The 22,869-nt window shown below is 63.5% G+C and carries 18 protein-coding genes and 1 tRNA gene; 10 read left to right on the top strand and 9 right to left on the bottom strand.

Translation table 11 applies throughout. The features are described 5' to 3' along the window. Positions 1-33: 33 nt before the first annotated feature. Complete coding sequence (pheA, locus tag AC5P5X_RS05120) at positions 34-1,239, top strand: prephenate dehydratase (protein WP_005410182.1); 1,206 nt, start codon at positions 34-36, stop codon at positions 1,237-1,239. A 77-nt stretch (positions 1,240-1,316) separates the two neighbouring features. Further along, entirely contained in the window at positions 1,317-2,624 is a 1,308-nt protein-coding gene (gene aroA / locus AC5P5X_RS05115; protein WP_043034626.1) for a 3-phosphoshikimate 1-carboxyvinyltransferase, read from the top strand. 174 nt (positions 2,625-2,798) lie between these two features. Here the strand turns inward: aroA and AC5P5X_RS05110 are convergent, their stop codons facing one another. Both AC5P5X_RS05110 and AC5P5X_RS05105 read right to left on the bottom strand, forming a co-directional pair. Further along, a complete protein-coding gene (locus AC5P5X_RS05110; protein ID WP_043034627.1) occupies positions 2,799-3,371 on the bottom strand; it encodes an energy transducer TonB in 573 nt (190 codons plus the stop codon). Between the two features lie 119 nt (positions 3,372-3,490). After that, positions 3,491-4,129: an energy transducer TonB gene (locus AC5P5X_RS05105; protein WP_005410179.1), complete on the bottom strand. Its 639-nt coding sequence runs from the start codon at positions 4,127-4,129 to the stop codon at positions 3,491-3,493. 113 nt (positions 4,130-4,242) lie between these two features. Here AC5P5X_RS05105 and serS point away from each other — a divergent pair, with 113 nt between their 5' ends. Then, positions 4,243-5,523, top strand: coding sequence for a serine--tRNA ligase (serS, locus tag AC5P5X_RS05100; RefSeq protein ID WP_005410178.1), 1,281 nt, complete (start codon positions 4,243-4,245; stop codon positions 5,521-5,523). A gap of 158 nt (positions 5,524-5,681) precedes the next feature. On the opposite strand, the gene AC5P5X_RS05095 is transcribed toward serS, so the two are convergent. Together AC5P5X_RS05095 and AC5P5X_RS05090 are read right to left on the bottom strand one after the other, a co-directional pair. Continuing rightward, positions 5,682-6,032 carry an SH3 domain-containing protein gene (locus tag AC5P5X_RS05095; RefSeq protein WP_099527313.1) on the bottom strand — a complete coding sequence of 117 codons (351 nt, stop codon included), beginning with the start codon at positions 6,030-6,032 and terminating at the stop codon, positions 5,682-5,684. A 186-nt stretch (positions 6,033-6,218) separates the two neighbouring features. Beyond that, entirely contained in the window at positions 6,219-6,806 is a 588-nt protein-coding gene (locus AC5P5X_RS05090; protein WP_024956390.1) for an FMN-dependent NADH-azoreductase, read from the bottom strand. 127 nt (positions 6,807-6,933) lie between these two features. On the opposite strand from AC5P5X_RS05090, the gene AC5P5X_RS05085 reads away from it, so the two are divergent. Then, on the top strand, positions 6,934-7,926 hold the full coding sequence (locus tag AC5P5X_RS05085) for a LysR family transcriptional regulator (RefSeq protein WP_005410175.1): 993 nt from the start codon (positions 6,934-6,936) through the stop codon (positions 7,924-7,926). Between the two features lie 81 nt (positions 7,927-8,007). Here the strand turns inward: AC5P5X_RS05085 and AC5P5X_RS05080 are convergent, their stop codons facing one another. After that, a complete protein-coding gene (locus AC5P5X_RS05080) occupies positions 8,008-9,078 on the bottom strand; it encodes a DUF4241 domain-containing protein (RefSeq protein ID WP_049396719.1) in 1,071 nt (356 codons plus the stop codon). Between the two features lie 124 nt (positions 9,079-9,202). Between AC5P5X_RS05080 and AC5P5X_RS05075 the strand changes: the two genes are divergently transcribed. The 3 genes from AC5P5X_RS05075 to AC5P5X_RS05065 all read left to right on the top strand — a co-directional run bounded on the left by AC5P5X_RS05075 (position 9,203) and on the right by AC5P5X_RS05065 (position 14,622). Continuing rightward, positions 9,203-9,292 (top strand) — tRNA-Ser (locus tag AC5P5X_RS05075). 436 nt (positions 9,293-9,728) lie between these two features. Continuing rightward, on the top strand, positions 9,729-14,234 hold the full coding sequence (locus tag AC5P5X_RS05070) for an RHS repeat-associated core domain-containing protein (RefSeq protein ID WP_329762637.1): 4,506 nt from the start codon (positions 9,729-9,731) through the stop codon (positions 14,232-14,234). Continuing rightward, positions 14,221-14,622, top strand: a complete 402-nt coding sequence (locus tag AC5P5X_RS05065) for an ankyrin repeat domain-containing protein (protein ID WP_043034632.1) — start codon at positions 14,221-14,223, stop codon at positions 14,620-14,622. The genes AC5P5X_RS05070 and AC5P5X_RS05065 overlap by 14 nt, the downstream gene beginning before the upstream one ends. A gap of 676 nt (positions 14,623-15,298) precedes the next feature. Here AC5P5X_RS05065 and AC5P5X_RS05060 read toward each other — a convergent pair. From AC5P5X_RS05060 to acuI, 3 genes are all read right to left on the bottom strand, one after another. Continuing rightward, positions 15,299-18,052: a UvrD-helicase domain-containing protein gene (locus AC5P5X_RS05060; protein ID WP_043034633.1), complete on the bottom strand. Its 2,754-nt coding sequence runs from the start codon at positions 18,050-18,052 to the stop codon at positions 15,299-15,301. 107 nt (positions 18,053-18,159) lie between these two features. Beyond that, positions 18,160-18,480 carry a hypothetical protein gene (locus AC5P5X_RS05055; RefSeq protein ID WP_043034634.1) on the bottom strand — a complete coding sequence of 107 codons (321 nt, stop codon included), beginning with the start codon at positions 18,478-18,480 and terminating at the stop codon, positions 18,160-18,162. A gap of 146 nt (positions 18,481-18,626) precedes the next feature. Beyond that, positions 18,627-19,616 carry an acrylyl-CoA reductase (NADPH) gene (acuI, locus tag AC5P5X_RS05050; protein WP_043034635.1) on the bottom strand — a complete coding sequence of 330 codons (990 nt, stop codon included), beginning with the start codon at positions 19,614-19,616 and terminating at the stop codon, positions 18,627-18,629. 101 nt (positions 19,617-19,717) lie between these two features. Here acuI and AC5P5X_RS05045 point away from each other — a divergent pair, with 101 nt between their 5' ends. The 3 genes from AC5P5X_RS05045 (at position 19,718) to AC5P5X_RS05035 (ending at position 22,425) form a co-directional block, all read left to right on the top strand. Beyond that, entirely contained in the window at positions 19,718-20,065 is a 348-nt protein-coding gene (locus AC5P5X_RS05045; RefSeq protein WP_005410145.1) for a winged helix-turn-helix transcriptional regulator, read from the top strand. Between the two features lie 151 nt (positions 20,066-20,216). Further along, positions 20,217-21,080 (top strand): Smlt3025 familytype IV secretion system inhibitor, encoded by an 864-nt coding sequence (locus AC5P5X_RS05040; RefSeq protein ID WP_087803497.1) that lies wholly within the window; start codon positions 20,217-20,219, stop codon positions 21,078-21,080. 22 nt (positions 21,081-21,102) lie between these two features. Continuing rightward, the gene (locus tag AC5P5X_RS05035) at positions 21,103-22,425 is read left to right on the top strand and encodes a Smlt3024 family type IV secretion system effector (protein WP_100438703.1); all 1,323 of its coding nucleotides are present in this window, start codon (positions 21,103-21,105) and stop codon (positions 22,423-22,425) included. A gap of 110 nt (positions 22,426-22,535) precedes the next feature. Here the strand turns inward: AC5P5X_RS05035 and AC5P5X_RS05030 are convergent, their stop codons facing one another. Beyond that, on the bottom strand, positions 22,536-22,733 hold the full coding sequence (locus tag AC5P5X_RS05030) for a hypothetical protein (protein WP_005410142.1): 198 nt from the start codon (positions 22,731-22,733) through the stop codon (positions 22,536-22,538). Positions 22,734-22,869: the final 136 nt, after the last annotated feature.

The raw sequence follows: 22,869 nt of genomic DNA, 5'->3' as shown, positions 1-22,869 counted from the left end.
CGTCGGGTGCGTGCCCCGCAACAGGGAATTCCGATGGCAAGCAGCAAATCCAGCAAGAAGGCGCCGAAGAAGGCCGAACCGGCCAAGGACAGCGCCTCCACCAAGGCCAAGGGCAAGAGCACGTCCAAGGCTGCGTCGAACCCGGCGCCCACCCTGGCGCCGCTGGCGCTGGCCGATGTGCGTTCGAAGATCGACCAGATCGACCGCGACATCCAGAGCCTGATCGCCGAGCGCGCACGTTTCGCCCACCAGGTCGGCAAGGCCAAGGGCAAGCTGGCCGCTGCCGTCGACTACTACCGCCCCGAGCGCGAAGCGCAGGTGCTGCGCATGGTGGTCGATCGCAATGAAGGCCCGCTCAGCGATGAGCTGCTGGTGCACGTCTACCGCGAGATCATGTCGGCCTGCCTGGCCCAGCAGGAGCCGCTGAAGATCGGCTACCTCGGCCCGGAAGGCACCTTCAGCCAGCAGGCGGTGCTCAAGCACTTCGGCCGCTCCGCGCTGGGCCTGCCGATGGCCAGCATCGAGGAAGTGTTCCAGGAAGTGGAAGCGGGCAACGCCGATTTCGGCGTGGTGCCGGTGGAGAATTCGGGGCAGGGCACCATCCAGATCACCCTGGACATGTTCCTGACCTCCAACCTGAAGATCTGTGGCGAAGTGGAACTGCGCGTGCAGCAGTACCTGATGTCGCGCAGCGGCCGCATCGAGGACATCGAGCGCATCTACGCACACCCGCAGTCGTTCATGCAGACCTCGGCGTGGCTGCGCGCCAACCTGCCGAAGGCCGAGAAGATTCCGGTGTCGAGCAATGCCGAAGGTGCGCGCCGTGCGCGCAACGCCGATGACGCAGCGGCCATCGGTGGCGAGAGCGCCGGCCACGTGTACGGCCTGAAGAAGGTGGTCACCAAGCCGATCCAGAACGATGCCGACAACACCACCCGCTTCCTGGTGGTGGGCCGCAACATCTTCCCGACCTCCGGCCACGACCGCACCTCGGTGCTGGTGTTCATCCATGACAAGCCCGGTGCGCTGTTCGACGTGCTCAGCCCGTTCGCCCGCCACGGCATCAGCATGAACCGCATCGAGTCGCGGCCGTCGCACCACGGCAAGTGGGAGTACGGCTTCTTCATCGACCTGGCCGGCCACATCGACGACGCGCCGATGCAGGCCGCACTGGCCGAACTGGAAGCGCACTCGGCGCAGATCAAGGTGCTGGGCTCCTATCCGGTGGCCGTGCCCTGAGTGCTGCTGCGGCGGCCATGGCCGCCGCTCCCCTGATGCATCGCCGGCGCTGCCGGTGTTTACGGAATGATCGAACGATGAGCAACGCGCAACACTGGATCGCCCGCAAGGGCCAGCCGCTGCAGGGCAGCCTGACCATTCCCGGCGACAAGTCGGTCTCGCACCGCTCGGTGATGTTCGCCGCGCTGGCCGATGGCACCTCGCATATCGAAGGTTTCCTGGAAGGCGAAGATACCCGCGCTACCGCGCGCATCTTCAGCCAGCTGGGCGTGCGCATCGAAACCCCCAGCCCGTCGCAGCGCATCGTGCACGGCGTCGGCATCGACGGCCTGAAGGCGCCGGATGCGCCGCTGGACTGCGGCAACGCCGGTACCGGCATGCGCCTGCTGGCCGGCCTGCTGGCGGGCCAGGCGTTCGACTGCACGCTGATCGGCGACGAGTCGCTGTCGGGCCGACCGATGCGCCGCGTCACCGGCCCGCTGTCGCAGATGGGCGCGAAGATCGACACCCAGGATGACGGCACGCCGCCGCTGCACGTGCATGGCGGCCAGACGCTGCATGGCATCGACTTCGCCTCGCCGGTGGCCAGCGCGCAGATCAAGTCGGCGGTGTTGCTGGCAGGCCTGTACGCACAGGGCGAAACCAGCGTTGTCGAGCCGCACCCGACCCGCGACTACACCGAACGCATGCTGTCCGCGTTCGGCGTGGACATCGAATTCTCGCCGGGCAAGGCGCGCCTGCGCGGCGGCCAACGCCTTCGTGCCACGGATATCGTGGTGCCGGCCGACTTCTCGTCTGCGGCGTTCTATCTGGTGGCTGCCAGCATCATTCCGGGCTCCGAGCTGCGCCTGAAACAGGTCGGCCTGAACCCGCGCCGCACCGGTCTGTTGCACGCGCTGCGCCTGATGGGTGCCGACATCACCGAAGAGAATCCGGCCGAGCAGGGCGGTGAACCGGTGGCGGACCTGGTGGCGCGCTATGCCCCGCTGAAGGGTGCACGCATTCCGGAAGAACTGGTGCCGGACATGATCGACGAGTTCCCGGCGCTGTTCGTGGCGGCAGCTGCTGCAGAAGGTCAGACCGTGGTGACCGGCGCCGCCGAGCTGCGGGTGAAGGAATCCGATCGTCTCGCAGCGATGGCCACCGGCCTGCGCGCGCTGGGCATGCAGGTGGACGAAACCGACGACGGTGCCACCCTGCATGGTGGCGTGCGCCTGGGCAGCGGCACCATCGAAAGCCACGGCGACCACCGCATCGCCATGGCGTTCGCCATTGCCGGCCAGATCAGTGACGGCGAAGTGCGCATCAACGATATCGCCAACGTCGCCACGTCCTTCCCGGACTTCGACGGCCTGGCCCGCAGCGCCGGATTCAACCTGGCCTGATCGTCACCGCATCCGCCGGGTCATGCCCGGCGGATCGCATTGCCCGGCAGGTGCCAACCTTGGTTGGCTCGCTCACATCTCCCGGTAGGTGCCAACCTTGGTTGGCACGCTTTCCCGCATAAAAGGACGGAGGCCGAAGCCTCCGTCTAAACATCACGAACCCCTCGTCCGCGATCAACGCTGCTCGGTACGGAAATCCACCGGGACCCGCACTACGCTTGCTACTGCGCGGCCGTCATGCACCGCCGGCTGGAACTTCCAGTTCTGCACGGTATTGAGCACCGCACGATCCAGATCGCGACTGCGCTCGCCGCTGCGCGAGACGATCGCAGCGCTGGCGACATTGCCGCGGGTATCGACATTCAGGCTGGCGATCACGCTGCCCTGCACGCCGCTACGCAGCGCGGCGGCGGGGTAGGTGGGCATGCGGTTGCTGGCCAGCGGGCGGGCTTCACGATTGCGCACTACCGGCGCGGCCTTCCGCGAAGCAGTAGCCGGGGTTGCCTGGCGCGCGGCAGGGGCCGCTGCATCCGTCACCGCGGGCTGCTCAGGGGCCGGCAGCATGCGCTCACCGATCGGCGCCGGTGCCACGTCTTCCTGGTTCGAATGACGCAGCCAGAGCAGGGCGCCGGCAAACATCGCCACGATCAGCGCGATCCACATCCAGAGCGACGTGGGCTTGTGCTGCGCGCTTGAATCCTGCGGCAGCTGCGGCGAATGAAGGTCTTCATGGGTGGTGGCGGTCATCGCAAACTCCTTCCGTCAATGGACGACGTGGGCAGTGTTGCCCGAGCCACGGACGGGAAGTGTCAGCGTTGCGTCAACGCCACCGGCAGGGTTCAGTTTGCCTGCCGGGAAGTGTTCAGTTACTGCGTCTTGAAGTCGAACGGCACTTCAATGCTGCCGGGTACGGCCTGGCCGTTGCTCTGCGCCGGAGTGAAGCGCCAGCGGCGCACAGCGTCGGTGGCGGCACGGTCGAGCTCGCGTGAACCGCTGCGCTGGATCACCGTGGCGTTGTTCGGATAGCCGGTGGCGTCCACGTCCACGCGTACCACCACCGTACCGGTTTCACCGGCGCGCAGGGCGGCGGCGGGATAGGACGGTGGCGGCGACTGTCCGGCAATCGGCATCGGCTGGCTGTTGCCGGTGGCCGCCGGCGCAGGGCCCGGTGCAGCCGGGGCCGCTTCAGCCACGGGCGCGGGCGGCGGCGGGGCCGTTTCCACCAGCTTCGGCGCTTCTTCCTCCACCGGTGCCGGCTTGGCATCGGGCATGTCGCTGGAACCGGCGGCAGCGGCCAGTGGTTCCGGCAGGGGCTCGATCTGGGCGGTTTCCTGCGGGGTCTGGGCAGCCGGATCGGCGCGGAAGAACTCCTTGTCGCGGCCGGTCAGCCAGACCAGCACGAACAGCAGTACGCCCACGCCGAAGGCGATGCCGGCGATCTTCAGGGCGTTGCGCGGGATATGCACAGTGAACGACTTGGCGGACGACGAGCGGGGTGCAGACATGGACCGGACCAGTACGGAATGGCTCGATTCTGCCACGGCGGGAATGAACCGGGCGGCAGAAATCCGTATAACAAGCGATAATCCCATCCCTGATACCCACCACGACACCTGCCATGCTTGATCCAGCCCTGCTCCGCCACCAGCCCGCCGACCTCGCCGAACGCCTGCGCACCAGCCGCGGCTTCGAGCTCGACGTGTCTGCCCTGGAGTCCCTGGAGGCTGATCGCAAGCGCATCCAGGTGCGGACCCAGGAGTTGCAGAGCCTGCGCAACAGCCGTTCCAAGGCCATCGGCCAGGCCAAGGCCAAGGGCGAGGACGTCTCGGCCATCATGGCCGAGGTCGCAGCCTTCGCCGACGAGCTGAAGGCCTCGGAAGTGGCGCTGGACGAGCTGCGCGAGAAGATCGAAGCGATCTCGATGGGCATCCCGAACCTGCCGGCCGATGACGTGCCGGCCGGTGCCGACGAGAACGACAACGTCGAGCAGTCGCGCTGGGGAACCCCGCGCCAGTTCGACTTCAAGGTGCTCGACCACGTCGAACTGGGCGCCCGCAACGGCTGGCTGGACGGCGAGACCGCGGCCAAGCTGTCCGGCTCGCGCTTCACCGTGCTGCGCGGCCCGATCGCGCGCCTGCACCGTGCGCTGGCCCAGTTCATGGTCGACCTGCACACTGGCGAGCACGGCTATGAGGAAACCAACGTGCCGCTGCTGGTCAACGCCGATTCGCTGCGCGGCACCAGCCAGCTGCCGAAGTTCGAGGACGACCTGTTCAAGACGGCCGTGGGCGATTCCACGCGCTACCTGATCCCGACCTCGGAAGTGCCGCTGACCAACATCGTGCGCGACGAGATCGTCGACGCCGAACGCCTGCCGTTGCGCATGACCGCCCACTCGATGTGCTTCCGTGCCGAGGCCGGCAGCGGTGGTCGCGACGTGCGCGGCATGATCCGCCAGCACCAGTTCGAGAAGGTCGAGCTGGTCTCGATCAGCCGCCCGGAAGACAGCGATGCCGAACACCAGCGCATGACCCGCTGCGCCGAAGTGGTGCTGGAAAAGCTGGGCCTGCCGTACCGCAAGGTGCTGCTGTGCACCGGCGACATGGGCTTCTCTGCGGTGAAGACCTACGACCTGGAAGTCTGGCTGCCGTCGCAGGAGACCTACCGCGAGATCTCCTCGTGCTCGAACTGTGGTGATTTCCAGGCCCGCCGCATGCAGGCGCGCTGGCGCAACCCGGCCACCGGCAAGCCGGAACTGGCGCATACCCTGAACGGCTCGGGCGTGGCCGTCGGCCGCGCGATGATCGCGGTGATGGAGAACTACCAGAACGCCGACGGCAGCATCACCGTGCCGGAAGCCCTGCGGCCGTACATGGGCGGACTGGAAACCATCGCCTGATTCCCTGATCGGGCGGTGCTGCGGCTCCGGTGGGTGCCATGCTTGCATGGCACCGAATCCACGCATGGCGTGGATCTACTGGAGGATGTTGCAGGCGCTCGGCATGATTTCACCGATGCCCCAGCAGATCCACGCCGTGCGTGGATGAACCGCCGTGATCACTCCACAGCGCGCAACTTCTCCAACGGCACCCATCCCGGGTCGCCGGCCTCCGGCACGCACCACGCCCAGCCATTGAGCGTGCGCTGCCCACGCAGCAGCTGCCCGGGATCCACATCCAGTTCCCGCGCGCAGTAGTCCTCCGTGGCAAACGCGCCACCCTGCGCGTCGCGACCGATCACCGGCGCCGGCACGAAACCGGGGTGCTGCCCCTCGGCCTCGCACAGGAACCAGTCATCCCAGCCCTCCGGGCCTTCATGGCGTTCGCCCACTACCAGCGCCTGGCCGCGGCGCAGGGTGATCGGGTGCGGAAATTCGCTGCGGTGCGCAGTGGTCACGATGTAGTTCATGGCCCCAGCCTAACGTGCTGGTGAGCGCCGCGCATGGCACCGATCCACGCATGGCGTGGATCTACTGATGCAAAAAAAACGGCCCCGCAAAGCGGGGCCGCCAGGGTGGGCCGGGATGGGGGAGGGGATCCACGGCCCGCGTTCAGCGCCTCGACGAGGAGAGAGCGGCGCCGAACGCTGGAACGCTTATGCAGCGACGGCTTCGACCACTTCGTGCGACGGCAGGGCTGCCAGTGCACCGGCAATCGCGTCTTCGCGGTGCTGCGGCGAGTAGGCGATGCCCTCGGCGCGCACGAACTCGACCTCGTTGACGCCCATGAAGGCGAACACCTGGCGCAGGAACGGCTCCTGGAAGTCGGCCGGCGAGTCGGTGTAGATGCCGCCGCGGCTGCTGGCGATGATCACCCGCTTGCCACCGGCCAGGCCCACCGGGCCGTTCTCGGTGTACTTGAAGGTGCGGCCGGCCACGGCCACGCGGTCGATCCAGGCCTTCAGCGTGGAAGGAATGCTGAAGTTGTACATCGGCGCGCCGATCACCACGATGTCAGCCTCCAGGAACTGCTGCATCACCTGTTCAGCATCGGTCGCCTCGGCGGCATCGGTCTTGGCCAGCGAGCTGCTGCGCAGATGCGGTACCGGATTGGCGTCAAGATCGCGATAATCGACCTGCAGGCCATCGATCTGGCCCGTGAAGCGGGCGACCACGGCGGCCGACAGCTGGCGCGAGACGGAATTGTCGCCAAGCACGCTGGCGTCGAGATGCAGAAGCTTCATGGCAGTCACCTATGTTCTGGAGGGAAGGGGCGGGGTGGCCCCGCCGACGGAGAGAACGATAGGTTGTTGCAAAGGCGGAATAAAGGTGATTGAATGCCACGTATTGTTCTAGATATGGAACTCGGGCATGCATGACCTGAATGATCTGTACTACTTCGCGATGGTGGTCGACCACGGCGGATTCGCCGCCGCCGAGCGCGCCTTGGGTATCCCCAAGTCGCGACTGAGCCGCCGCATCAGCCAGCTGGAAACCGACCTGGGCGTGCGCCTGCTGCAGCGCTCCACGCGCCGTTTCGCGGTCACCGATGTCGGCACCAGCGTGCACCGCCACGCCCAGACCATGCTGGCCGAGGCACAGGCCGCGCGTGAAGTTGTCGACCGCCTCAGCGCGGAACCGCGCGGCGTGGTGCGCGCCAGCGTGCCGGTGTCGCTGGCGCAGATGCAGCTGCCCAAGCTGCTGCCCAAGTTCCTCGAGCAGTACCCGAAGGTGCGCCTGCAGCTGAACATCAGCAACCGCCGCGTGGATATCATCAACGAAGGCTACGACGTGGCCCTGCGCGTGCGCTCGCGCCTGGACGATGACGGCAGCCTGGTGATGCGCAGCTTCGGCCAGGTGCAGGAATTGCTGGTGGCCAGCCCGAAGTACCTGGACCGCGCCGGCCGGCCGAAGGATCCGGAAGAATTGACCCAGCACGTCACCCTCAGCATCAGCGAAGACGAAGCCCGCCAACGCTGGGAGCTGCACGGGCCGGAAGGCGAAGTGCGCCGGGTCGACCTGCAGCCGCGCGTGGCCGGCTTCGACTTCCCGCTGCTGCAGAGCATGGTGAAGGACGGTTTCGGCATCACCATGCTGCCGGAAACCGTGTGCGCCGACGCCGTGCGCAACGGCGAGCTGGAAGTGGTGCTGCCGGACTGGTCGCTGCCGCAGGGCGTGTGCCATGCCGTGTTCGCCTCGCGCCGCGGCCTGCTGCCGGCGGTGCGCGTGTTCATCGACTTCCTGGCCGAACATCTGCCGCCGCAACTGGAGGCCTCGCGCCTGGATTGCGGTGGCGCCTGTGAAAAGGCCAAGGAGCGGATCAAGGCCAGTGCGCTGGGCGCGCTGGCGGTGGACGCGGGCTGAGGCACCTACCCGCAACTGCACCGCCAATCTGTGAAACGGTAGCGCCGGGCCATGCCCGGCGTTGCTACTTTTCGGCCCCGGTCAGTTCCGGCCGAACAGCCGGTCCCAGAAGCTGCGCCGCGGCGGTGCGGCCGGCCTGGGCTCGGTAATGACCGGTGCTTCCAGCACCGCCATCAGCTCCGCGCTGCGTGGCTTCTTCAGGAAGCGCGCGTAGTCCAGGTAACTGGTCACCTTGCTCATGTGCAGCCGCTCGGGCATTGCCGGCAGCGCGCCGCCCTGCAGCAGTACCCGCAACGCCTCTGGGCGATCCAGACGGATCGCCTCGAACACGGCGGTGCCACCGCATCCGGGCTCGATCTGGTTGGCGCGCTGCGGCGCATCCTCCAGCAGGGCACGCAGTGCCTCCACGTCATCGCGCTCCACGGCGGCCACCAGTCGCGCCAGCGCCTCGGCCTCCGCAGCTGGCAGGTTGTCGCGATACGCCTGGTCGGCGATCTCGCGCTGGTCGCGCCCATCACCGCCTTGGATGCACAGGAAATCTGTGACCAGAGCGACCGGAATGCCGGACGTATCCAGCGCCCAGTAGCTCGGATAGACGCCGTCGCCCCAGCCGCTGGTGAATACGACCAGGCCGTGCGGTGAGTCCTCGCCCCAGGGGCGGTACTCGGCGCCTTCATCCAGGCCGTCATGGTCGATCAGCGCATCCGACCACGCGTTGTCTTCGTCGCCATCGGCCTGTTCGATCAGGGCCAGCAGCGCCCGCTGGGTGTCGGTGTCCATGAAGCAGCCGATGCCAGCGTCGACCGGATAGCCGATGAAGCTGTCTTCATCCAGGCCGGTCAGGTCCTGCGTGGTCCAGCGCGCCATCTGCCAGTGCAGGGCAGACGCAGTGAGGGCTTCGCGGGGTTTGAACCAGACCACGGCCAACGCCGGGCGGCCGCTGTGCACGATGACTTCGACCGGATGCCGGCCCAGCGGCGCGGTGTAGTCGGCCAGCGCCGGCGCCTCGGCCTGCACCAGCGGATCGCAGACAACCAGATGCCCGCTGTTGACCGGCAGGTGTCCGGCGAAGGTGCGATGCAGGGCCACTGCGGCCAGCTGGGTATCGTCCAGCAGGGTGGTGCGCAGGTTGGCCAGATCGAGGTGGGCCATGGCGGCTCCGGATGCAGTCGAGCCCTCACCGTGCCGGATGCGAGGGGCGGGGGCAAGGGTGGTCTTGGGCAAATGGCCTTCACGTGCGAGAATACGCCGCTGCCCGGGCGACCGGGACCAGATTGGAGAGGTGGCCGAGCGGTTTAAGGCACCGGTCTTGAAAACCGGCGAAGGGTCAAACCTTCCGTGGGTTCGAATCCCACTCTCTCCGCCAAGAGGTTCAGAAGAGCCCCTGGAAACAGGGGCTCTTTTGTTTTTCCGGACAGTGCGAGAAGGATCTCGTGGGCGAATGCCGTCAGTTGAGGGCTCGTGTCATCAGTCTGACTCCGGTTGTGCCGGATATTGCTGCACGAACTGGTGGGTCGATCTCGTTCGGCTATGCCCAGATTCGCTGCCAATTGTCTCAGTTGACGCTTATGGGCAATGTCATTGATGCGGGCATCGTGTAGCTTCCTCAAGAAGCTTGTTGCCCCGCCTGCCGACTGGAAGCATCGGCTGATGGTTAGCAATGGATAGCAGCACAGTTGGATCGGAGCGACGGGCAGCGCTGCATCGATATGGTCCTATGTACATGTCGAAGCCTCCGTACCCGCTGCGAAATGCTGTTGCTAGGCAAGTTCGATCGGCAATTTCAAGGAAGAGGTAAGGTCATGAGGAAGATCCGACGGGGAAGTCCGGGTACATTTCTTTCTGAAGCACGTATCAGCTGGCTTGCCGCTCGGCTGATGATTACGCTTCTCTTTGTGGCGGGCTGTGCGATGTCCCCTGCAGCGCGTGCATACACGTCTATGCAGCAGGCAATGGCTACATGCCAGGCAACACTGCCTGCATACGCTGGGCACAACTATTGCGCACCTGGATATGGGGTCGGTTGGATCGGAAACCCGCCTGGACCTCACGCTTTCATGCGTCCTGTGGGGCAGTCACGATTGCATGTGGCAGCTTGGGGGTTTGGGTGTCCTTCCGAGGAGAAGTGGAGCAGGCGCGCAGGGCGATGCGTTCAGAAAGACGGCCCACCCGAGTATCCGCTTCCCGGTCTCGAGGATCCTGAAACTGGCGAGTACGGCTCACCGAAATGCGACAGCAATTGTCTCATTGCGGGAGGCAACGGAAGCAATCCCATTGACAGCGCCACCGGCAACAAGCGGCAGCATGAAGTCGACTTTGTTGGTGCGGGCGTCTTCCCGCTGAGCCTGGAGAGGACATACAACAGCGGTCGGGCGCTTGAAGGTGATCCTCTGCCGATGGGGGCGGGTTGGACGCATTCGTACTCAGCACGCCTTTATCCGGTGACGGATGGCAACTATGTGATGTATCGGATCATTGCGCAGCGCTCAAATGGAGCGCGGCAGAGCTTCACTCGCGTTGGCGATGAGTGGCTGAGCGATGCAGATGTTGCAGGTAGGATCAGTGTTTTCATGAGTGGAGGGGCACTCAGCTCGTTCACCTATTCGCGCGGCGACGGCACCGTAGAAACCTATGATCGTGATGGTCTGCTCACATCGATCACCGATCTTGGCGGTCATCGACAGGTACTGTCCAATGCTTATGCGGATGGCATCAAGAGGCTGGAGAAGGTAACCGACCCCGAAGGGCGAAGTCTGGTCTTCACGTACAAGGATCGAATGGTCGCATCGGTTACGTTGCCAACCGGGCGTGCTATCCGATATGGCTACGCCGATGGGGATCTGGTCAGCGTTTCCTATCCGGAAGCGCCAGCCGGTGAGTCCGTCCGTCGCTACCACTACAACGAATTGGATCAGACGACTGGTGTTTCCCAGCCCCACACGTTGACGGGCATCACCGATGAAAGTGGTCAGCGCTACGCGAGCTGGGGTTACGATGGCTATCGGCGTGGTGTTTTGAGTGTCCACGGTGACTACGCGACGGGTACCATCGATAGAACCTTGCTAGCGTTCAATGACGATGGCACGACGACTGTCACCGACAGCTTGGGGAAGGTGCGCCACTATGGCTTCGATGTGAAGCATCGTGTCGCCCGGCTCGCGTCCCTCGATGAGCTGTGTCTGGGGTGTAGCAACACCGCCAGGGCCAAGACCTATGATGGGAATGGCATGGTGCAGTCATCGGTGGACTTTGCCGGTAACGAGACAACATTCAGTCACAACGCGCGCCTGCTCGAAGTCCAGCGTGTCGAAGCTGCCAACGATGCAACGGGTCTGCGGCGAACCGTGCAGACCGACTGGCATTCCAGTTTAAGGGTGCCGGTCGAGCGCCGCATTCTTGATGCGGCGAACGTATTGGTATCCAAGTCCACCTGGACCTATAACGCACGCGGGCAAGCGCTGGCTGCCACGCAGGTCGATCCGGCGACGGGCGAGACGCGAACCACGACAAGCACCTACTGCGAAGCGGACGATGTGGCTGCAGCGCGGTGCCCATTGCTTGGTCTGCTTACTCAGGTCGACGGACCCCGATTGGATGTCACTGACACGACCTCCTATGTCTACTATCCCAGCAGCGATGCGGGCTGCGCTGCGGGCTCCGGCTCATGCCTCTACAGGAAAGGCGACCTGTGGAAAGTCGTTAACGCAGCGGGTCACATCTCCGAGGTGCTTGCCTATGACGGGGCTGGAAGACCGACGTCTGTCAAAGACCCCAATGGCATCGTTACCGAGATTGCGTACCATCCACGTGGCTGGCCAGCCATTGTCAGATTTGATTCCGCATCCGGCGCCGGTGCGCGCGCGATCAGTCTCGACTACTGGCCCACAGGCCTAGTCAGGCAGGTGACACAGCCAGATGGATCATCTATTTCCTACTCCTACGACGTAGCTCACCGATTGACGGCGATTTCCGATAGCCAAGGAAACTCAATCACCTTCATCCTGGACAATGCGGGGAATCGCGTCGCGGAAGAGACGCGGGATGTAAATGGCGAACTGAAGCGAGCGCTCAGCCGGATCTACAACCAGTTCGGGCAATTGGCGACAGAGGCGGATGCCGGCGCCAATCCCACTGATTTCTCCTACGATGCCAACGGTAACATCGCTTCCACGACCGATGCTCTGGGCCGCAAGAACCGACAGCAATACGATCCATTGAATCGCCTTGTGCTGTCCCTTCAGGATGTCGGCGGTTTGAATGTGGAAGTCCGTACGCACTACAACGCCATGGATCAGGTGACCCGGGTAACTGATCCCAAGGGGCTGTCTACAACCTATTCCTACAACGGCTTCGGCGACCTGACTGGGCAAGTCAGTCCAGACAGCGGTGCCAGTCTGTACACGGTTGACTCCGGTGGTAACCGTCGGACGTTCACCGATGCCCGTGGTGTTACTGCTTCGTATCGGTACGATGCTCTGGATCGGGTGATTGGAATTGCCTACCCGGATACCAGTCTTGACGTGAGCTACAGCTATGACCTGGCGCCAGAGTCGTGCCCTGCCGACGAGCGGTTTGCAAAGGGGAGGCTCGGCGAGGTGCAGCATGCTGGCGGCAGCACGCTGTATTGCTACGGTCGGCTTGGCCAGATCACCCGGAAGGTGCAGACGATCAATGGTCTGACACGGACAGTGCGATACTCCTACAGTCCATCCGGAAACCTTGCGACATTGGTGTACCCGGACGGGAGCATTGTCGACTACGTCCGGGATGGCTTTGATCGTGTGAATCAAATTGGCCTGACCCGGCTTGGTCAGGCCCGGCAGGTCGTGGTGAAGGACGTAGCCTACGCCGCCTTCGGTCCGGCGATCGGCTGGACGTATGGCAATGGTCGGCGGCTGGATCGTTCTCTGGATCTCGACTATCGCGCACAGGCTGTGAATGATCCGACTCCCGGGGGGCTCTCCCAGAGCTACAGCTACGATCCCGTTGGCTCCATCGTGGCGCTGAAGAATGGCAGTGGCTCGCAGGTGATGGCCCGCTATGCCTATGATGCCTTGGGGCGCCTCACGCAGACTCAGGATGGGCTCACCGCAACGCCCATCGAAACCTATGCATACGATTCCACTGGTAACCGCACGTCGCTGAAGACCGCGGGTGGCGCCTCGCTCTACACCTATCCCGCGACGAGTCATCACCTGACGGCTGTGGATGGTGTGGGGCGCGATCATGATGCCTCCGGCAACACCGTTCGCGTGGAAGGCAAGGAATACGTGTACAACGACGCCAATCGCATGGCAGCGGTGAAGCAGGACGGGAATTTGCTTGAGGGCTACGCATACAATCACCTAGGGGAGCGCATTCTTCGCGTTCCGTTCGGCGGTGATAAGCAGATCACCCTCTATGACGAAGCCGGGCAATGGCTGGGCGACCACTTTGAATCAGGTCGGTCGCAGCAGGCGATCTGGCTTGAAGACTATCCAGTGGCATTGATCAGCTCTGCAGACGCTGGTTCTCCGGAGTTGGTCTACATCCAGCCCGATCACCTCGGAACGCCGCGCGTCGTGGTCGATCCTGTCCGCAACACTGCCATATGGGAATGGAGCAGCAAGAGCGAAGTATTCGGCAATCAGATGCCGAATACGGATCCAGATGGAGATGGCGTGGCATTCGACCTTTCACTTCGTTTCCCGGGGCAGCAGGCGACGGAAGCGACCGGGTTGTTCTACAACTATCAACGCGAGTATGACCCAGCAGTGGGGCGCTACTCCCAAAGCGATCCGATTGGGCTCGCTGGGGGTATTTCAACATTCAGTTATGTAAGTGCTCGGCCTGTCCAGCGCGTTGACCCAAAGGGTCTTCGCGAGCTGCAGCGCTTGGCTGGACAGCTGGCCGATACAGGGCGGAGCTCGGAGATGGATACCGCAGGCGTTGTGGCATCGAGTGCAACGGCAGCGCAGTTCATGGATCTCGGTGCGTGGCTCGATCCGACAAGCGGCAACGCGTCGCTGTTGGGGGCGCTGATGAATTCGGCGTGGTTGACCGATAAGGAACGAAGGGATCTCGAGTACCGGAAGTACAAAGAGTTGAATCAGCAGGGATATAAGCGGGATGAGGATCCATGCAGAAATCTTAGGAATAGAATCGAGTACATGAAGAAGCTTGCCTTGGCGCGGCATTCATGGGACATGCGATGGATGACGCCAAAGTACCCTGGAGGGCGCCATGCTGCGGTGAATGCCAGAGATTGGGCGGAGCTGAAGATCCTTGAAGAGAGACTTCGGAGGGAGTGCCCCGATGAGTGCAACTGATCCGGAACTGAAGAGGCTGCTTGCGAGGTTCGATGATTACCACACCTTCGAAGGCTGCGAGCTGACGTGCCCTGAAAGCCATGGGATCGATGACGATACACCGCTGCATGTAGCGGCGTTCAACAATGACGTGGAGCTGCTGAAGGGGCTGATGCCGTTCGTGACGAATATTGACGTGCTCGGAGATATTGGGCTGACGCCGATGGCGAATGCGGTGATTAATGAAGGTTTCGAGGCCGTTGTCTATCTTCTTTCCTGTGGTGCGGACCCCATGATCTTGGATGAGGTGGGCGATTCGGTGCTGGAAATAATGAAGAGGAGGCCCGTCTTCAATGAGCTGGTCGAGCAGATCGAGAGCGGGTCGCCGGGGAAGGTTCGAGGTCGATGAGGTGTGGGTAATGGAGCGCGCTCTTGACTCTGCAGTTCTCGGCGGCCTGAGAGGATCGCGGCGTCAGGATGGCGCGTGATTGCTCGTAGGTGCCATCGTGTTTCGTCGGCGACACTTCCACTGGCGCGCTAGGCTGGATCAGCTCGTTCATATCGACTGCTGATGCATTGAGCCCAACCTGCGCCTCGAACTCTCACTTGTTCTTGTGCCTCGCGCAAGCAGGTCACCGACCGCGCTGACTCGGGGACAGGTATCGTCTTTCCCCACATTCTGTTTCAGCGCATCTCAATGGGTTCCTCGCAGTATGAGCAGGTGTGCATGCTCGGCGCGATCGCGCTCCCAGGTGATGCCGGACCGGCTTGAAAGCGCTGTGGCACGCGCGAATGCAGTCATTGACATTTCGGGTGTCCGCGCGGAAGCGTATGAGCGGGGCAGTGGCTTGAGGTCACCGCCGCTCGTGGAGCTTCGCTGTGTGTTCACCATTATCTGCAGTACGGAGGTTGCATGATCCCGTAAGAAGACGTCGTGAGGACGTGCGGGGTCTTTGCGATGCCTCGCAACTCCGCCTCCATTCAGACGAAAGCTTCGGCCCAGGAGGGGCTTTTTCTTTTCCGGAGGTGCCATGGCTCAGGGCCGGCACCCTGAGTCAGGCGCATGTGGATGGAGCAGGGTGTATTCACCCAGGCCGCCCACCCCTCGGCTTGTTATGGCACAACGGGTAACTCGAGCACGACCGGAAGGCCCCATGCGGCCCATTGCGGTCCACGAACACGCCGACCTTGCACACCGGACAGCGCTCTTCGTGGATGGCTGCGCCTGAAATCGCGGTCACTTCCACTGCTCCGTCCTTCACCAGCTCGTCCAGGAACGGCGAACGCTTCCCCTGTAGGGTGAACATGGCCACCGAGCGTCGCGCACGCGTCAGCGCGACATAGAACAACCGCCGCTCTTCGCTCAGCGGGTAGGTATCACCCTCCGGCATTGCCAGGGAAAGCACCGGGTCATCCGAGCGCAGGCTCGGGAAGCTGCGGTTGATCATGCCCGGCAGAATCACGTAGTCCGCCTCGCATCCCTTCGACCGATGGACCGTGAGGAACTCCACGTCCATCGTGCTGCCGAAGGCAGTCTTCCAATCCGGTGGTACCGCGCTGCGATCGGCGCGATACCGCCCCAGGATGAATACAGTCACGCGCCCATTGCGGCCCTGCGGCACCGCGCCTGACAACAGCTGCTGATGCAGCCTGGCGAGGTACTGGCGAACGCCATCCTGCAGCTCCTCGCGACGATTCATCTGGAACGCTTGCAGCACTGGCCCCATTGCCGGTGAGGCAGAACGAACCGCCTTGGCAATCTGCGCTGGATTCCGGCTGATGAAGCGGCTGGACGCATCGCAGAGCGCCTGCGGGCAGCGGAATGTCTGCTCCAGTTTCAGCACCTGGCCATGCCCCATCCATTCGCGGAATCCGGTCATCACCGAAACGTCGGCGCCGGCGAAGCGATTGATCGACTGCCAGTCATCGCCTACTGCAAACAGGTAGCGTCCTGGTTTACTTACCAATGCTCGGCAGAGCCGGGCGCGGGCGCGCGAGGCATCCTGGAATTCGTCGGCCATCACCAGTTCGTAGGGCGATTCATAGCGGCCCTGTTCGAGCAGGTCGGCCGCCATGTTGAGCATGTCTTCGAAATCGATGCCGTGCTCGTCAGCCAGTGCGTTGTCCCAGGCCTGGAAAACAGGGCTGGCGATTTCCAGGAAGCGCCGATGCCGTTCCTTGAACTGGTCTTCGGGCATCTGTCGCAGGCGCTCCGCCATATCGTCCAGCGTCAGGCAGTTGCTCTTGGCATGGGCAATGAAGGTGCGCATCAGCCCGATCAGATCCGCGTCCGGCATGGGCTTTGCGCCCTGCTCGGGCAGCTCGCGGTCGGGGTTGGGGTCGAGTTCGACACCGGACTCGCCAAGCCTCTCCGCAAGATCCTGCAGGGCATGTCCACTGCGCAGACCAAACGAAGTGGTTTCGACAAGGGCGGTGCCGCGTGCCGCATGCTGCTGGCGCTTCCAGTGCATGCCATCGGCGTAATGGGCGAAGTGCGGCGGCGGTTGGCCATCGGCATCCAGCGCAAAGTGCTCGTGATACAGCCCGGCGTACGGGTAATAGAAGTTGGGGCGATACTGGCAGTGGGTGTCCGTCGCAGTATCGAACTCGTAGCGTCGCTCGTAGTCGTACGTCACGCCGTTGTAGAACAGCCAGTCGGCGATCACGCATTCTTCCAGGCTCTTCACCCGCTCACCCTGCAGGGTGCGGATGTAGGGCGTGCCATCGCGTTCGTAGCCATCGGCCTCCATTTCCGCGCCGAATGCCGGCAGGTCGCGCCCGAACACCAGGCGGAACATGTCCCACTGGGTGCGGAAGTGGATCGAGCGATCCTTCAGGTCGTCCACCAGTTCGGCCAGCTTGTTGAAGCCCAGCGTGGCGTCAATGGCCCATTCGGGGATGTCGGGCTTGCGGCCGGTGGCCTTGGCGATGATGGCCAGGCCCAGGGCGTGGAAGGTCCGGGCCTCAACCACGGTGTTGCCCATGCCGAGTCGATCGAAGGTTCGCTGCGCACGCTCCTCCAGTTCCTTGGCAGCATCCTTGTTGAAGGCGAGCATCACGATGCGTTCGGGCTCGACAAAGCCGCGGTCAATGGCATAAGCGGCCTTGGCGACCATCGTGGAGGTCTTGCCGGAGCCGGCCGCGGCCACGACCTGCACCCGATTGTCGAAGCAGATGACGGCGCGGGCCTGTTCCTCGGTCAGCGGCTTGCTCTCGACCCGGCCCAGGAAGTCCCTGGCCAACACCAGCTCGCGCAGGGTCATGGCCTCATTGGCTTCGGCCCAGGCAGCGGGCCAATCCAGGTTCCAGTCGCGCAGGGCGTCCAGCGCTGCGTGATGGCTGTCCGCATGCAGATCTTCATGCACGTCTTCATCGCGGAACAGCTGCTCCAGCTCAGGCGGCTGCAGGGGCAGGTCTGAGCGCTTCGCCAGCAGCGCCTGCTGTTGCTCATGGGTGATCCAGCGGCGGCCGGCACTGCCACGATCGATGAGGGCATCCGCGTCGCTCAACCAGGACTGGATCTGCTTCAGAATCGTGTCGAACAGGGCCTTGCGTCCACGCGTGGTTCGCGCAAAGAGCAGGTGCTGCAGGGCCCCCGCAAGCCGGGACGCTGGTCCGTTGGGGAGCCCGTCCACGCACAGCCCGGCAGCATCGCCGGTCTGCAGTTCGACCCGTGACCAGCAGACCCCTCGATGGACCTGCACCTGCTGATCATCATCCACGCGCAGCCGGTACTGCTGGCCGGAGACACTGAGTTCAACGTACTCGCCATCAAGCCGCAGCGACCAATGGGGCGAACGGGTCAAGCGTCGGCCCCAGCCCGAAGGGCGCCATTCCATAGACATCCAGATACTGCCCCGCAAGCCTCAGTGGGGCGTACAGCGCCCCCAGGCCCACATGATAAGGGCCCTTGAAGATGCGTGCGGCCTTGCCCGCGGGCACGCCATCACTCGTAGGCGCGCTCCTGCTTCGTCGGCGGTACTTCCACCACATCACCGCGTCGGATCAGCTCGTCCAGATCCACCGCCGAAGCGGCCAGGGCATCCTGCGCGTTGAAATCCCACTTGTCCTTGTACTCGCGTGCCAGCAGGTCGCAGACCGCTTTGGCACGCGGATAGGCATCGTCCTTGCCCTCGTTCTGCTTCAGCGCATCGCGATGGATCTGGCACAGCATGAGCTGGTGCGCATCCTCGGCGCGCTCGCGCTCCCAAGTGATGTCGGGCAGGCCCGAAAGCGCAGCGGCAAGTGCGAACGCGGTCATTGGCATGTCAGGTGTCCAGGCGGCGATGGGAATCCGAGCGTATGCGAGCGGCGTTGGCTTGAGGCCACCGCCGCCCGCGTCGTTTCACTGCGTGTTCACCATTCGCCGCAGCATGGAAACTGCATCAAATGCAGTTGATCCAGACGATCTGCTCACGCATTCACATCCACGACAATCCGCCCACGCACCTTGCCCGGGATGATCTGCTCATAGACATCCAGCACCTCGGCAAGCCCAATCAGCTGCACTGTGCTTTCAAGCTTCTGTGGATCCAGGTCGGTGGCAAGGCGATCCCAGGCGCGCTGGCGAACCTCCTGCGGCGCATTCACCGAATCCACGCCGGCAAGCGTCACGTTGCGAAGAATGAAGGGCAGCACCGAGCCATGGAGCTCATCACTCTGCGCCAGCCCGCAGGCGGCCACGGCGCCTCGGTATTTTGTCTCGGCAATGGCGTTGACGAGGGTAGGGCCACCGGCCACATCCACCACCCCGGCCCAGCGTTCGGCGCTCACCGGCCGCTCGCGCGGTTCTGAAAGCTGCGCGCGATCGATGATCTCGGCGGCGCCCAGGCTGTGCAGGTACCCGGCGTGTTCCGGGCGCCCGGTGGCGGCCACCACGCGATAGCCCAGCTTTGAGAGGATCGCCACCGCGATCGAACCGACGCCACCGTTGGCGCCGGTCACCAGTACATCGCCCTTTTCGGGCGTCAGCCCCGCATGTTCGAGGGCCAGTACGCACAGCATGGCGGTATAACCTGCGGTACCGATGGCCATGGCGTCGCGGGTGCTGAAGTTGCCGGGAATCCGGTTGAGCCATTCGCCCCGCACGCGCGCGCGCTGGGCCAGCCCGCCGTGATGTCCCATGCTCAGATCCCAGCCATTGAGCACAACGCGGTCGCCTGGCTGGAAGTCGGCTCTACTGGATTCCAGCACCACACCTGCCAGATCGATGCCGGGAATGAGCGGGAACGTCCGGATGACCGGACTCTTGCCGGTCAGGGCGAGCGCATCCTTGTAGTTCAGCGTGGAGTACTCGACGTCCACCAGGACGTCGCCGTCCATCAGATCGGCTTCATCAAAATCGACCAGCTCGGTCGAAACCTGGTTGTTCGTCTTGCGGGTGAGCAGTGCTTTGAACGTCATGCTGGGCCTCACATTCAAGGAATGGGGCCATGCTAGGCTCGCACCGTCATCGCAACAAGAACGATGAATTTCCGTAGGTACTATGGTTTTCAGGAGTATGCATGCGTAGCAGGCGTTGGGATGGCAAGAGCGGTTGCGCGGTGGAAGTCACGCTGTCGGTGATGGGCGGCGTGTGGAAGCCGATCATTCTGTTTCACCTGATGACAGGCAAGCGACGTTTCATGGAGCTGACCCGGCGTGTGCCCAACGCCACCCAGTCCATGCTGACCAGCCAGCTGCGGGAACTGGAGGCTGACGGGGTGGTGATCCGCCACGTGTACCCGGAAGTGCCGCCGAAGGTGGAGTACGAGCTTTCCGAATTCGGTCGCACGCTGGTGCCGGTGCTGCTTGCCATGCGCGAGTGGGGTGAAACCTATCGCGGCCATAAAGGCACGGACAGCAACGGCTGAGACCTGGAGTGGAGTGCCGAAGCAGTATCCGCAGTACTGCAGGCAGCGCATGTGGCGCGCTGCCTGGTTTCATGAAGGGCTGCGATGCGGTTCCTGTTCCGTGGACGCCCGGTTGCCTATAGTGGCGCTGGAACCCTGCAATGGAATGCCCATGCACGTGATGTCCCCCAGCCGGTGTCTGACGCTTGCACTTGCCGTTGCAGTGAGTGCCGGCGCCTGTGCGCGGCCACCGTCCAACGAACACGAAAGGAATCCCGCCATGTCCGGCGCAACCCCGACCGGCCGCACGATCAACGGCCACACCTATACCGATGCACCCGTGGACGTGAAGCTCGGGCCGAATACCTTCCGCATTCCAGCCAACTACCTGGACAGCCAGATCGCACCGTGGCCGGGCGAGGGCGTGACGCTGGTCATCGAGTGGCCGGACATGAAGCCGACGGCGCCGGGTGCGCGGGCGAATCCGCGTACGAATGATTTCCGGAAGGAGATTGCTGTGGCGATCGATTACATCGATCGCGCGCCAATCGAAACATCATTGGAGCGATTGTCCTCTAACCAGGCATCCACCGAGGAAGGATCGGTGGAGCGAGGGGATCCTCGGGATCGGCTCGATCTGCGCATTGCGCGGCCCGACGTCATGGGTCTGACGCCTTACGCCATCGATGAAACGAGGATGGGGGTTTTCTCGAAGGAATACGAAGCACGCTATGGAAAACCGCCCACGCGCAATCCTGCCTTTGAAGATGACTGGTACATCGCGCGCGCTCCCAACGGCGGCCTGGCCACATTCATCAAATGCGAAAGCACGGCGTTCCGGGGGGATGGCGTTCGCCTGCAGGGCGATCAGGTCATCAGTGAGCAAGGACAAGCCGCCGCGGGGTGCTTCCACTATTTCTCGGATGTGGAGAACAAGCTTTCCATCTCGCTGAACTACAAGCGGGCCTTCCTGGCGGACTGGAAGCGGATGGAAGATGCGGTGCGGGATGTTCTCGCGCGCTCCCGCGTCCGGTAGTGAATGCATTCAGGAGCAGGCTATGAGTGGATTGACGCAAGAGAATCTCAAGATTCTGGCCAGCTATGCCAAGGCCGGAAACCGCGAGTTGTACTGGAACTATCTGTCGCAGCTGCCAGATGCGGATGGCTATGGCACGCTTGCGCTGGGTGTTGTTCGCAACGACAGCCTGCCAGGCCGCGTTGCAAACAGCTACGCGCAGGATTACGCCCGTGATCAGGAGGGCAAGGGCTCCGGCTTTCCCGATGCGCAGCTGAGCGAGCGCCAATGGGAGATGTTTGGGCAGACGCTTCTGCGCCAGGACCTGGAGCGACGCCTGTACTGGATGGAGCAGGGCCGCCCAGACCTGGCACTGAATCTTCCCGGCAAGGATGTAATGCTGGCTCACGACCGTGCATTTGAACGGCATGAACTCGATCCCAACTGCTGGACGCCGCGCGTGTTGCTGCAGGCGGCTGAGCAGAAGAGCGGCCCCGCGAAGCTGGAGCAGATCTGGACCAACATGCTCAACAATGACTACGCCGGAGGCCCGCGTGTAGGCAACACCAGCGTCGATGCCATCAGCCAGATGGGATGGACGAAAGGCGGCCAGTACCTCACCCGGTTGAGCGTGCTGGAAGCCACCCAGGCCCTGGAAGGGCGCTCGGCGGTCGATCCGAACGTCATCGGTGGCAACAGCTACTACGCGATGTACTTCGAGGCGGACAGGAAATGGGCCAGCATCAGTGCGGGCGGCGGTCACATGTCGCTGCGCGAGATCACCGATCCCTCACGTATCGCCGAACTCAACGACGCGCGCGAGGTTCGTCTGGAGCGCCTGGAGAAGCGAACCCAGTTCCACCCGGACGACCCATATCGGACCATTACCCGCAGCCCGCTGACCGCAGCGGTGGACGACGTGGCGGATCCCTCACAGGCGCCGACCCGTCTGGCCGACATTGGTCCTGGCCACCGTGAGTACACATTGCTGCAGCAGGTGCGCGAAGGCGTGGCCGCGATCGATGCCAGCGCGGGACGTACCCACGATGAGAACAGCGAGCGTCTTGTGGCGAGCGTGATGGCCTTGGCCCGCCGCAACCAGCTTGAACGCGCCGATCACGTGCTGCTGAGCGCCCAGACGGCCGACGCTCCCGCAGGGCGGAACGTGTTCGTGGTGCAGGGCGAGATGACCGACCCCGCCCACCTGCGCGTTTCAATGCCCACGGATATAGCAGTACAGACGCCGGTTGCGCAGTCGTTGCAGCAGATGAATGCGATCGACCTGGATCGCCAGCAGACTGCCGGGCAACGCCAGCAGGAAATTGATGTGCAGGCGCGCGAGAACCATGCGATGCGGATGGGATGAAATCACACCGCCAGTCGCGTATGGAACCTTTTCAGTAGTAAGGCGCAGCGCCTGCCAGCCAATGCCAGCCCCCGAAATGGGGGCCGGCACGCATCACGGCAGTGCGTGACTTACGGGATGGTGCAGCCGCTGTTCCGCAGGCAACGAGCAAACGCCGGGTAACAGACCTTCTCGCCATTACCCGCCGCCAGGCACGCGTCATACGCGGTGTAGCAAGGGGTACAGCGGGACTGCGCGGAGGCACTGCCGATTCCCAGGGTCAGTGCAGCAGCCGCAATAGCAACAGACAGCTTGAATCCAATCTTCATGCTTCACTCCGTTGATAGCCCTCCTTGGGCAACGGCAACGCTACAGGCGGAGGAGATCGTGCACAAGTGACTGGAAGTGCCGACGGTTTCGGACGTGCCTGAACCAGTGCCATGCAACGACCTGCTTGCCGACAGT

Source organism: Stenotrophomonas sp. YJH_SMC_91 (assembly GCF_059368495.1).
The sequence above is the reverse complement of the archived record's forward strand: the minus strand, read 5'-3'. Positions and strand labels throughout refer to the sequence as shown.